Annotated in this window: 9 protein-coding genes and 1 pseudogene; 7 read left to right on the top strand and 3 right to left on the bottom strand. The window is 32.9% G+C overall.

Annotation, left to right across the window (positions count from 1 at the left end; translation table 11 throughout):
* Nucleotides 1-21 precede the first annotated feature (21 nt).
* Nucleotides 22-609 carry a fimbrial protein gene (locus WH390_RS13640; protein WP_032116012.1) on the bottom strand — a complete coding sequence of 196 codons (588 nt, stop codon included), beginning with the start codon at nt 607-609 and terminating at the stop codon, nt 22-24.
* Between the two features lie 978 nt (nt 610-1,587).
* Here WH390_RS13640 and WH390_RS13645 point away from each other — a divergent pair.
* Nucleotides 1,588-2,217 carry a bifunctional 4-hydroxy-2-oxoglutarate aldolase/2-dehydro-3-deoxy-phosphogluconate aldolase gene (locus WH390_RS13645; RefSeq protein ID WP_032116011.1) on the top strand — a complete coding sequence of 210 codons (630 nt, stop codon included), beginning with the start codon at nt 1,588-1,590 and terminating at the stop codon, nt 2,215-2,217.
* Nucleotides 2,218-2,728: 511 nt separating this feature from the next.
* Complete coding sequence (gene blaOXA / locus WH390_RS13650) at nt 2,729-3,565, top strand: class D beta-lactamase (RefSeq protein ID WP_032116010.1); 837 nt, start codon at nt 2,729-2,731, stop codon at nt 3,563-3,565.
* 90 nt (nt 3,566-3,655) lie between these two features.
* Here blaOXA and WH390_RS13655 read toward each other — a convergent pair whose 3' ends face one another.
* Both WH390_RS13655 and WH390_RS13660 read right to left on the bottom strand, forming a co-directional pair.
* Complete coding sequence (locus WH390_RS13655) at nt 3,656-4,006, bottom strand: metalloregulator ArsR/SmtB family transcription factor (RefSeq protein ID WP_052044924.1); 351 nt, start codon at nt 4,004-4,006, stop codon at nt 3,656-3,658.
* 153 nt (nt 4,007-4,159) lie between these two features.
* Nucleotides 4,160-5,656 carry an MFS transporter gene (locus tag WH390_RS13660; protein ID WP_032116009.1) on the bottom strand — a complete coding sequence of 499 codons (1,497 nt, stop codon included), beginning with the start codon at nt 5,654-5,656 and terminating at the stop codon, nt 4,160-4,162.
* A 110-nt stretch (nt 5,657-5,766) separates the two neighbouring features.
* Between WH390_RS13660 and WH390_RS13665 the strand changes: the two genes are divergently transcribed.
* From WH390_RS13665 to WH390_RS13685, 5 genes and pseudogenes are all read left to right on the top strand, one after another.
* Entirely contained in the window at nt 5,767-6,312 is a 546-nt protein-coding gene (locus WH390_RS13665) for a TetR/AcrR family transcriptional regulator (protein WP_032116008.1), read from the top strand.
* A 199-nt stretch (nt 6,313-6,511) separates the two neighbouring features.
* On the top strand, nt 6,512-7,738 hold the full coding sequence (locus WH390_RS13670; RefSeq protein WP_032116007.1) for a hypothetical protein: 1,227 nt from the start codon (nt 6,512-6,514) through the stop codon (nt 7,736-7,738).
* A gap of 297 nt (nt 7,739-8,035) precedes the next feature.
* Nucleotides 8,036-9,394 (top strand): hypothetical protein, encoded by a 1,359-nt coding sequence (locus WH390_RS13675; RefSeq protein WP_032116006.1) that lies wholly within the window; start codon nt 8,036-8,038, stop codon nt 9,392-9,394.
* 496 nt (nt 9,395-9,890) lie between these two features.
* Nucleotides 9,891-10,927: pseudogene (locus WH390_RS13680) on the top strand (IS5 family transposase).
* A gap of 216 nt (nt 10,928-11,143) precedes the next feature.
* The gene (locus WH390_RS13685; protein ID WP_406850601.1) at nt 11,144-12,568 is read left to right on the top strand and encodes a radical SAM protein; all 1,425 of its coding nucleotides are present in this window, start codon (nt 11,144-11,146) and stop codon (nt 12,566-12,568) included.
* Nucleotides 12,569-12,591: the final 23 nt, after the last annotated feature.

Genomic DNA, 12,591 nt, shown 5'->3' on the forward strand with positions numbered 1-12,591 from the left:
AAAGAGCCTGGTTAATGTTATTTACAAATAAGAGATGGTATAGATTAAGTTTGAATGCAATGGACCCGCTTTAGCAGGTTCCGCTCGCGTTTTATAATAACTAACGATAAATGTTAACTCGTCAGCTTGTGGTGCTGTTTTATCTCCTTTTACTCCTGTATCAAAAGGGGTATTTAATGGAATAGCAGTCGTGGTAGCACTTGGGGTAGACAAACTAAAACCGACATTTTTTGCTACGTTAGGATTATTTTCATCTACCGTATCATTCACTAAATATTGACCATCCGTTGATATCGTACTTGGTGATGAAAAATGGAATTTTAAATTACTGCCTGAACCTCCAGCAGGTGCACAATCAGAAAAAGTTAACTTAAATGCTTTCTGATTTTTTTGAACAACCGCAAATGCCGCTGTTCCTGCATCAGCAACAGAAATGGGATCTAATAATATAGTAAAGTTTGCACTATCACCTCCATTAATTTTACAAGTAGTATCACTTATAGCACCAACAACTGAAATTATTCCACCTGCTGAATTTGTCGCCGCTAATATATTTGACGAAAATAAAGTCGTAGATAATAGTAATAACGGGAGTATTTTCTTAAACATAATTAACTCCAAAAAATAAATGAATAAGCCAATAAAATAAAATTTATTTTATTGGCATAATGATGAAAGGTTAATAATAAATAACATTAACCTAAATTGATATTAGATGCCCCTATCTAACTTACAAGAAAGCTAAAGTTATATTTTATTTTTTGTGATTTATATCAAAGTAAATATTTTATTTAACAATCAATAAATAAAATCATTTTTATACTTAATAAATAAGTTAATTATTAACAAATTAACTTAGATTTATGATAATGAAATAATTAAAAAGAAAAATATTACTCGAATTAATTACTGCTTTTGGTATACATTAGCAGATATTTTATCTAATTAATAAAATGAATTTTTTATTCCAGTCAAGATCTACACTTATCTAAATTAAAATTACCAAAAAATTGAAATTTTATGCTGAATCTTACACAAAAAATAATTTATTTATTTATTAAAATAAAAAAATAAACATTTATAGTTGCATTTCTATTTTTCAACAAAAAATAACTAAAAATAGATATAATTTTATATTCTTCTTTAATATAAAAATATAAAAATATTTATTCAAAAAGTAAGACTCATTAATAGCAAAATATTAAGAAATAATAAATTGTTATAATATTTTACCGATGAATTTTTATAAAGATATCTCGCATTTTTATTTTATATTATAAAAAATAAGTATTAATAAAACATAACGTGGTAAAGTGATTTTTTAATATCAATTATAAATAAAAGATACAAACAGCGTATTTAATGATAAAAATAAATTAACCGGTTATTTAAGTAACACGATTATTTTTTGCAACCATTAATCTTATTGAATAATCATCTTATCCAGCTGATGAAAATAGTGAAAAACGATGTAAGCTAATGATTCTGTAATTAGTAAATATCGTTATTTAACATAAAAGTGCTATCATTCCAATTCAGCAACAAAAAGCATTACTCGCCAATTTCAACACTAAAGGAAGATTGATTATGCTCACACTGATAGATAAATTACGAAAATTTAAGATCATTCCGGTTATTACTATTGAACGAGCACAAGATATTGTTCCCTTAGGCGAAGCATTAGTTAAAAACGGATTACCAGTAGCAGAAATAACGTTCCGTACGCCAGCAGCAGCAGATGCGATCAAACTGCTTAAAGAAGCGATGCCGAACAAAATTTTGATTGGTGCAGGCACCATTATCAATCGAGAACAGATTAGACAAGCCGAAGCGGTTGGCGCTGAATTTATCGTTTCACCAGGTTTAAACCCCGATACGGTAAAAGCGTGTCATGAATTAGACATACCCATTATTCCCGGTATAAATAACCCAACCCAAATCGAGCAGGCCATGCAATTGGGTATTAATTGTGTCAAGTTTTTCCCTGCAGAGCCTTCTGGCGGGTTATCTATGCTCAAAGCACTGCTTGCACCCTATCCGAAATTAGAAATTTTGCCAACCGGTGGAATCAATCTAGAAAATATTGGTCATTATCTTGCTTTTCCACAAGTTATTGCTTGTGGAGGATCCTGGATGGTTAATAATAAATTAATTCAAGCTAAAGATTGGGATACTATTGGCCAACTTACCCGCCAGGCAGTTAAGTTAGTTAAGTGATATTTAATTTCAGCTGTAATAAGGTCAACAGCTGACCTTATTTTCCAATCTATTCACCCTCTAAACAGCGCCGATATGCAAACGATCAATTATAACAAAGATGGCTTTACAGTTAACAGACCAGATTATAAAAATGATATTGTTGATATATTTGATAACGGCGATAGCTATAATTAACGCAGACATAATACTTATCAATGCTGATTCAATCACCATGTTCTGTTTTTCGTTAACCAAAAATTAAATAAACTATTAACTGCATTAATAAAAATAGTCAGCCACGACTTGTTTTCATCGTGAGCACCAGCTTTTCTTTGTGTGTTCAGTGTTACAGATTTGATAGCGATCTTGTTAATTTTCTCTCTATTTTTTACTTAATACTTGAGCGGTAATGATCAAATAATAAAAAGAAACACTGCTAATAATAAATAAAAACAGGTCCTATGTTTAGTATTAACCCTAACAAAAATATGATAGTGTCTATTGCACATATTATTTAAAGAATACAAAGATGAATAAAAAATTAGTTGTTATTATTTTACTATTTTTACCACTAACTACTCAGGCAAATAACATTTCTAATGATAGTAATAACATCACCAAGCCGCTAAACAAGATAACGGAAAGTAACGTTTCTAGCGAAATAAAAAAAATCTTTCAGCAGCAGCATATACGTGGTGTATTAACCATTTATGATGGCAAATCAATTAACAACTATGGCGACCAGATAAAACGTGCAGCAACCCAATATGTTCCTGCATCAACATTTAAAATTGTTAATGCCTTAATTGCTTTAAAAAATCAAAAAGTGACTGTTAACGAAATTTTTAAATGGGATGGACAGCCCAGATATCTTAGTAGTTGGAATAAAGATATGAATATGCAAGAAGCAATGAAATTATCCGCTGTCCCTGTCTATCAAGAGATTGCAAAACGTATGGGTCTGGCAATAATGAAAAAAGAACTTTATCGTTTGCACTACGGTAATAGAAAAATAGGCAATGATGTTACCAAATTTTGGTTAGACGGCCCATTAAAAATTAGCCCGCAAGAACAAGCCCAATTTATCTATAAGTTAGCCACTAAACAACTACCTATTGATAAAACCATTCAAAGTGAAGTAGCTAATATGCTACTTATCAAACAGACTGCCAATATTAAAATTTATGCTAAAAGTGGCTTAGCCAATATTAATGGTGAGCGTACCGGCTGGTATGTCGGATGGGTGGAAAACGCTGACGGTAAAATAAAAACTTTTGCCCTTAATGTCGCGATCTCAGATGATAAAGCAGTGTCAAAACGCGAATCATTGACTTTACAGTGTTTAGCAAAATTAAAAATTATTTAAAAAATTACTAATCGGAATACTAAATTATTCTGATTAGTAACAAATAGATAAATAAAAGGTTGCTCACATTGCACGCTATTGCGTTTTATTCTAGAGTGAGAAATTAACACTCCGTGCAGGCAAATTTTCTGGTATCAATTTTTTAGCCATTAAGTCGATCAGTTGGTGTTGATTTGACCATACAGACTCAATAATTTGCATAACCCATGGAGAAATCTGTGAAGAAAGTCGATAAAAAACCCATTTCCCTTCCTTACGATTTTGTAGCAACCCACTCTTTTTTAACATGGCTAAATGACGAGATATTTTAGTTTGGGGTTGCTCAAGTGCAATACAAAGATGATAAACACAAAGCTCCCCCATTTCTCGCAAAAGTACTACGATCCTAAATCTTGTTTCATCAGACAAATTTTTAAAAAACTGCAATGACTGTAACTCCATCTCTAATTTACCTCTAACAGGTTATATTTTCAGTAATAGAATGTTAGGATCAGCTCACTATCCCTGAGATAGAACAACGCCAACAACTAGCTTTACAAAAAACAATCACTAAAACTTCTTGTAAGATCTAAAACAGCACAAAAATTCATATCATCATGATTTTTTGATTAAAGGGCGCAACATACGTTGTAAAATCACAGTGCTAACTAACAATATGCAAACAATGGTAATAAAAACAACAACAAAAGAAGTATCAAAGGCTTTACTCGCTTCCATTATCAATATCTGAGCCTGATCTTTATCCATCGTTGATGCCGTGCTTAATGCTTCATCGATACTGTCATAAACTCGTGCATCAATTGTTAGCTGTTCGGGAACAAAAAGAGTATAACTATAAATTGCCGTCATCATGCCGCCCAATATGGTAACGCCTAATACACTACCCAGCTCATAAGCAACGTCTTCAATAGAAGCTGCCATACCGGACTTTTCATCAGGCGCATTGAGCATAATCGTGGTAGATGCAGCGGTAAATGCCATTCCCATACCGATACCAATCATGAATAAATTAATCAACAACAAAGTAATAGCGCTCTGATAGAACAGGAGCATCCCTATTACCCCAACCAGCGTTAATATAAAACCTACCACGGTCGTTAATCTCTCGCCAAAACGAGGTAACAGTAAACCGGTCAATGGCGATGCAAACACGGAACCAATGGGTATTGGAAGGATACAAAGCGCAGCTTGTAATGGTGTGAAACCAAGTACTAACTGTAAGCGTTGACTTAAAACTAATTCAATGCCAACAATTACACTCATAGTAATAACGGCGATAATTACTCCCGCTGAAAACAGTCGATTACTGAATAAAGAAAAATCAATTATCGGTTGCGATTGTTTGCGCTGGCGTAATACAAAAAACAGCATAAAGATAACGCCAATCAAGGCAGCAGCACAAAATTCAAGTAAAGAAAAATTGGGTTTGCTTAACTCTTTTAATGCATAAATCAGCCCAACTAAACCGACTAAAATTAATAATGAGCCTAAAAAATCAATAGCACGTTTGTTTGTTCCACCACAGCTTGGGATCAAACTCACTGAAAAAGGTAGCACCAACATAACAACAGGCACATTAATTAAAAATACCGATCCCCACCAAAAATATTCCAGTAATAAACCACCTACTAAAGGTCCAACCGCAGCGCCACCAGCAGCAACCGCTGACCAGATACCAATCGCTAGTGATCGTTCTTGAGGCTCAGTAAAAATATGACGAACAATTGATAAAGTTGCTGGCATCATCATCGCGGCACCTAGCGCCAAAAAGACTCTAGCAGCAATCAAACTTTCTGCATTAGGCGAGAATGCAGCACAAAGTGAAGCTAATGCAAAAAGTGGTAAACCACTGATCAGCATTTTCTTATGACCAATGCGATCACTTAGCATACCCGCGGCTGGCAATAATCCGGCAACCACCAATGGATAAGCATTGATAATCCACAATTTCTCAGATGCGTTGGCATGGAGTTCATGGGTTAAAGTCGGCAATGCTGTATAAAGCACTGTCATATCAATGACAATTAAGAAAAGAGCACTAGAAATTAAAAGGAGCGCAATCCATCTGCGATTATCATGAGTATTAACCATAAAATATCTCTATTTAGAAAAAAATATGTAGTATGTTTATCTGCCATAATGTTAACGTTAAGCTTACGATATTAATCCATACGTATGTATTTTAAAAGAGGTTTTATTTAATGGGACGTAAAAGAAGTATAGATAGAGATAAGGTATTAGATGTAGCCGAAAATATTGTTCACCAACAGGGTGTCAGCGCACTGACTATCGATGCAGTGGCAAAAGCAATGGGAATTTCCAAAGGAGGGGTTCAGTATTGTTTCGGTAATAAAGAAGCGCTGATTGATGCAATGTTTGATCGCTGGGAAAAAGCCTACAATGAAATCTTTTTTCAACAACTTACGCAGGATAGTTCAGCCGAAAATCGGGTAATAGCGCACATGAAAGCAACCTACCATTTTGAGCAAGCATCTAACACTAAAGGTGCAGGTTTAATGGCTGCATTACTGCAAACACCAGAATATCTTAATAGTACTCGTGAGTGGTATCGTGAACGTATCGCTAAGTTAGATACTTCAACCGAAGTGGGGAGACGTGCTCGGCTTGTCTTTTTTGCCACAGAGGGGGCATTTATTTTACGTGCTTTCGGATTCATGAATATTGATCAGCAAGAGTGGGATGAAATTTTCACTGATATCGAAATGTTTTTATCAGCTAAAATATGAAAAATAAAAATTAAATACTATAAAGATAGAGAATATTTAAAGATATATTTTGACGATCATATGTTTATTCAAACATATCTCTAAATATTCCAAAAATATAGTTAATTTGTCTATATATATAATCATTATACATATTTAATTGATCTCTGATAATAAATATTGATAATATCCTATAGTCATATAAATTTAGGGAAAAATTATGATTATAGATCGCGCTTTATCTACCGAACTAAATACTGAACTAAAACTTATTAATAATAACAATTCAAGTATTATAAATAATATCATTAATGACCCTGAAAATTATGTTAGTTTTAGTGACAAAGGTAAATTATTATTATCAATAATAACATTAGGGATAAGCCATGTTGTAATACATTTAATTGAAGATCACAGAAAAGAAAAATCAAGAGCTGAATGTATTGCAATAACTAAAAATCTATTATCTTCCCTCAACAGTATTGAAAATCAGCAATCTGAAGAAAAAGTAATATTCATATCTTTACCTAAAGGTGAAAGACTAAAATTAACACAAAGATTTTCTAATAACGAAAACAGATACGAAACTATTATCGAATATAAAAAAGTTCGTGTTTTTCACTTGGGTCAATATAATGAAAGTAAATCTTATGTTAATAAGACTTTTGAGGAAATAAAAAAACTTTTAGTGAGTGATATTTTGGCACATGAATATGATTATACTTATAAAGATGAATCTCTTTTGACTATAGCCAAAAATATAAAGCAAAAATTAGATGATAATATAAATAATAAAGAACATAATGGCGTTGTATTAAAAATAAATAACCCTAATGAACCAATAATATATAACCAAAAAAGTATTGGTGCTAAACTGAGAGAAACCTATCAAGAGGGCTATACTAGTTTATCTTTTATTGAGAAAAAAAATAATTTTACTAATAAAAAACATTTAATATTAGGTATTGTTTCCCCTTCTAAACAAGTTTTTTTATTAAGCCCAACCAGCGGCGATGATAAAAATATTTATTACGATACCAATATAAGATATGTTAAATTAAATTTAACTTCTAAAACCAAACTTGATAGCCGTGAAAAAAGAAATGAATTAATAAAAGAATTTTATGAAAGCCTAATAACTAAATTAGAAAATGTACCAGCTAATAGTGTATGTATTGAAAATATAATAAAATCCCTTTGCCCAACATGTAAAATTAGTACTATCACGCAAAACCTTAATAAAAAAGAAAAGGCGGCATTTTTAGAAAATATCAATCATGGCGTTTTAGAGCAAACTGATGTTATTGATGATAGCAAACAATTACCGCAAAAATTAATTGCAACTAAAAAAAGTCACCCAGAAGTCTCCAGCATAACAAATACATTAACGTCTTTAGTCACAAAAAAACAAAATTATAATGAGGCATTAAATCCATTTAATGAATAATTTAAATAACAGTTTAATAAATAGTAGATAATATTCTGTATCAAAGACAATAATCTAACTGAATAAAAAATAATTAAAAACTTATCTTTTATTAAATAATTTTTATTTTACTAATAAATATATTTTTGATTGCATTTACGAAAATAGATATAAAAAAATTAAATAATTTTTATAATACATAACAATTTTACAATTCATATAATTTAGAAGATGTTAATAATTTTATTCTAAGTTTTTGCTGATTATATTAAATAATCAAAACCAACACTAAGGTTTGACTAATTTTTTGAGGATATTATGGATATAAGCTTTTCTCTACCAAAAATAACATCATTAACAATTAGTGATAGCAAGTTTAATCAGATTTTGGCGGCTAATAGCTTAAATGAAGCAACCAAAATAAAAAACGTATCCGATTTTATTGATTCCATAATGGATTGGTTTAAAGGTGGCGTCAGACGCCAAAAAATAGAACAACTTTTTGAAACCATTCAAGATGTAAAAAATACTGATGTTTCTAACCCCGAATCAGCTCGGTTGGAAAAATTTATCCAACTTAGAAAACTGGCACTTCCCAAACATTACAATCAATTTAAACTAGAAATTACCCCAAAAGATGCCAATGACGACTGGGGATATAAATTAAAAGTAGGCAACTTTACCTTATATCAATGTGATAAAATTTATGAAAAAACAAAAAATATTAATGAAAGAGAACAATTAGCTGATTTTCATGTAAAAAATATCTGTATGAAATTAGAGGAAGCACTTTCTGTCGAAAATCCCGATACCAAGCAACTATTAGATTTCTCTATTAGAAGATATTCAGGCGGTAGTGAAAAAAATCAACATAGTTTGCTAAAAAAATTAGACGACAGTGACTATAGTAAAGATAATTTTCTTGGCGTTAAAGATAGTAACAAACCTAATGAATTTATTGCATTATTTAAAAATGATAAACAACTGATATTTTCTAGCAAAACGGGTGAATTAGGCAACAATTTCTTGAGAAATACCTTCGCTGGCCAAAATTATAATAATTTGCGCGAGCTGTTTTTCAGCCAATATACAATCAAAAATGAGCCTTTCTTTATAAATATATTGCAACAAGCGAAAATGGATTTTTATGATCCGATAACCCAGGATGCTTCTTACCTAAGCGAACAAGAGCACGCTATTGTTAATGCAAAACTTAGCGCAATTAAAATTGGTGATAAAACACTTGATAGATTATGGGGCTTATCACTAAACCAACCGGGTGAATATTTTGATGATAGTTTAACTTCTAATCCAATTAGCTCTCTTTTAAATGACAAAGCTTTACGGGAAAAGTTTTATAATTTAGGATCAGAATTTGATGAGCCAGCATTACAGTTTGATGATTCAGAATTTGAGTTTGATAAACCAGAAGTAGAGTTTGCTGATATAAGGTTACAATCTGATGGTTTAGAATCAGATTTTGATGAAATAATGTCTGATAAACCGTTGTTTGAAGAATCCACCATCGACCAAAGTACTGTTGTCCAGCCAGATTCAAGCGATGAATCTGGCTATGAATCTGAAGAAGATTTGTCAGTTAAAGATTATTCAACTGACAAAAATCTCTATGACTTAACATTTATAAACGAGATTAACGAGATTGATGATGTTAAATAACATATCAATTCAAACCCATTCTGACAGTTATTAATTATGACTTCCGCCCCAGCCTATCAAAATAGCTGGGGATAAGAATTATTATTACTGATTAAATTACGATAAGATAAAATGCTACGACTTATGAAAATAAAAAAACAAAATTAAAATATAAATTTAATTTACTATCACTTCTGCAACTACCCCTATTAATTTAATTCTCTGTTCAAAAATATAAAACCTCTCTGGTTAACCGCGTAAAATGAGCTATTTATTTCCTACTGACTAATTTAACATGACAGGATAAGTATTTAAAAATAACTTTTTCTTCAATTAATTAGAAACAAAATATGGCTTATTTGCACCAATCTTAATTTAAGAAAAAATGCATATTATATTAATTAATAACTATTTATTAGCAGAGTGAAATAATAACTTAAGGGCACCTCGAAAAACCTAACCAGAGTTTGATTTCGCAGATAAAATTATCGAAAACTGACCTATTGCCCTGACCACCATGCAGAAAAGAAACGCCATTAAGTATGACCTCCTTGCAGACCAGTATCACCTACAGACGATTGACCAGTTGGTCGACCCTCTGGTCAAGATCGAAACCTGTATAGACTTTGCGCATCTGGCAGCGGAAATCGACCATGTGGTACCACGCCCTGTCAGCAAAAAAGGAGGACGTCCACCATTTCCAACCGAGACCATGGTTCGCATTTTAGTTCTAAAGCGTATCTACAACCTGTCTGACGAGCAGATGGAGTACCAGCTTTTGGACAGAATGAGCTTCAAGCGTTTCTGTGGGTTGCTCCATGCCATCAATATACCTGACCGTACCACTGTGTGGACGTTCGAGAACAGGATCGGTGAAGCTGGTGCTAAAGCCATTTTCGATGGTGTAACCTCACAGCTTTTGAAGAAAGGCTTTATAGCTCGGGGAGGCCAAATCATCGATGCCACCTTGGTACCTGCTCCGAAGCAGTCGTTCACGAAGGACGAAAAGGAGCAACTCAAGCAGGAAGCGATACCTGCTCATTGGAAACCAACCAAGCGGCGGCAAAAAGATTTAGACGCCACGTGGACTAAAAACACGGTAAGAGCCATTATGGCTATAAGCTTTCTGTGAACATGGACAAGAAGTACAAGTTCATCAGAAAAATCGTCACCGATACGGCCAGCACTCACGACAGTCAGCATTTCGAGAGGGTCATCGACAAGGCCAACACCAACCGTAATATCTACGCCGACCGAGGCTATCCCTCTGCGGAACGGGAAGCTTGGCTCAAGGCAAACGGCTATAGGAGCCAGATTCAGCGTAAAGGCCATCGAAATAAACCGTTGTCCAAGACTCAGCAAGGGCGCAACCACCGGATTGCAAAGATTAGGGCACGGGTTGAACATGCATTCGCGGCGATGGAACAAATGGGTAGAAAACTGATCCGTACCATTGGGCAAGTGCGCGCTAATTTTGCCATGACGATGATGGCAGCATGTTACAACCTAAAGCGGTTGGCGTACTTCCAGCGTACCGGCATCTTAGCTTTTTAACGCCCAGAATGGACAAAATGACACTGTCCATGGCAATGGACGGTAGGATTAGTAGCGGGGGGATCAAAAAACATCTAATTATTTAGAGACAAGCCGGAGAGCCATTGAAGATTTCGAGTTTTTCGAGGTGCCCTTTAATAGATTTGTTTATTATTTTTGTGAGGATAGAGAATCAGGAGAAGCACACAATTATTTTGCTAATGGTGGAGTATTCTAATGCGAGATACCTATATTGCTTCTCTTAATGATATTGATGAAAAATATCCTAGACCAAATATATGCAACATTTTAAGTAAAAAAGAAAATACAGATTTACTTGAATATGTGATTAAAGATCCTTTTGGTTGTCATATTTTCCCAGGTGATATCGACAATTATCCCTTAACCTCATTTTTTGATGATATGAATAAGGAAATAAAAAAGGCAGGAAATATTCATCTCTGGGTTTATATTCCAACTTGTTGTTATAGATGCCATTTTTGTCAATTTCCCACCATTATAGTGAACCCTAAGTCAGCAAAATCTGACAGTTTATTTAAAGAAATCGTTGACCTTAATATAAAAGAAGCCACTCTTTGGCTAAAACAAGTACCAAATCTTGCTAATGTAAACATCGGTGAATTTAATATATTTGGCGGTACTCCCTCTCTTCTGCCCGATAGCGAATTAAAAAGATTAATAAGTTTTTATAAAAATAATTTTAATTTTTCATCCACTACCATGCGATTTGAAGGAGAGCCTGGTAGTCTTAATAAAGAATACTTATCGTTACTGAAAGAACTAGGTTTTTCTAAATTATCCTTTGGTACACAATCATTTCAGGATCATTTAATTAAAGCATGTGGCAGAAAACATACTGCAAAAGAATGTTTTAAAACTATTGCAGATGCTAATGCATTAGGTTTTGAATTGATTAGCGTTGACCTCATTTATGGTTTATTCGGTCAAACTGTTGATGATGTAAAAAACGATATGGAAATAATAAAAAAACTCAATATTTCGCATGTTGTTTGCACTAAATTACATATGAAAGAGTTTATGGAAACTAGAACCGGCGTATCGGGAGAGAGAGATAGTTTGTGGCAGAAAAAAATAATTACTGTCGCAGATAGATCGATACCCAGTTTAGGAAAACAGTATCAAATGCGTGATCTAATAGATAGATATCTCGCCATGGAATATAACGAACACCCGACCATGTATTTTTATAAAAAAAATACTTACCCTGAAAAATGGAAAAGCCTTATTACAGATCTTAATAAACAATTTCCAGAGATAGCGATTGGCTTAGGTGGCAGCTCAAAATCTATCTCCTCTGAAATGATAAATATAACAAACTATAAACAATACAAAGAATCTATTAATGAAAGCCAACTACCTTGCCACTCTATTAGAGGTTTTTCAAACAATCAAAAAAGAATAAATGCTTTTAAAATGGCATTATCTAGCTTGATCCCAGTAGATGATAATGTTTATAAAGCAAAATTTGATGGGGAAAGTTTTTTTACAAATAAAACTATTAATAATGCACTAACAACATTACAGCATAGAAAACTTATTTCTATTGATAATAACAGGGTTTTTTTAACTAAAGAAGCGGCGATATTAGTTGAATCCATTATTAACACCCAATTTTGTTAACATTGCTTAATAAAAAAATAAAC

Origin of the sequence: Candidatus Arsenophonus nilaparvatae, from assembly GCF_045346035.1 — a bacterium.
Taxonomy (GTDB): Bacteria; Pseudomonadota; Gammaproteobacteria; order Enterobacterales; family Enterobacteriaceae; genus Arsenophonus; species Arsenophonus nilaparvatae.

Excerpts from the sequence above, each read along its gene's own strand:
- WH390_RS13670 (WP_032116007.1), top strand. The coding sequence starts at position 6,512 with ATGATTATAGATCGCGCTTTATCTACCGAACTAAATACTGAACTAAAA.
- WH390_RS13665 (WP_032116008.1), top strand. The coding sequence starts at position 5,767 with ATGGGACGTAAAAGAAGTATAGATAGAGATAAGGTATTAGATGTAGCC.
- WH390_RS13660 (WP_032116009.1), bottom strand. The coding sequence starts at position 5,656 with ATGGTTAATACTCATGATAATCGCAGATGGATTGCGCTCCTTTTAATT.
- WH390_RS13645 (WP_032116011.1), top strand. The coding sequence starts at position 1,588 with ATGCTCACACTGATAGATAAATTACGAAAATTTAAGATCATTCCGGTT.
- WH390_RS13675 (WP_032116006.1), top strand. The coding sequence starts at position 8,036 with ATGGATATAAGCTTTTCTCTACCAAAAATAACATCATTAACAATTAGT.
- WH390_RS13685 (WP_406850601.1), top strand. The coding sequence starts at position 11,144 with ATGCGAGATACCTATATTGCTTCTCTTAATGATATTGATGAAAAATAT.
- WH390_RS13640 (WP_032116012.1), bottom strand. The coding sequence starts at position 609 with ATGTTTAAGAAAATACTCCCGTTATTACTATTATCTACGACTTTATTT.
- blaOXA (WP_032116010.1), top strand. The coding sequence starts at position 2,729 with ATGAATAAAAAATTAGTTGTTATTATTTTACTATTTTTACCACTAACT.
- WH390_RS13655 (WP_052044924.1), bottom strand. The coding sequence starts at position 4,006 with ATGGAGTTACAGTCATTGCAGTTTTTTAAAAATTTGTCTGATGAAACA.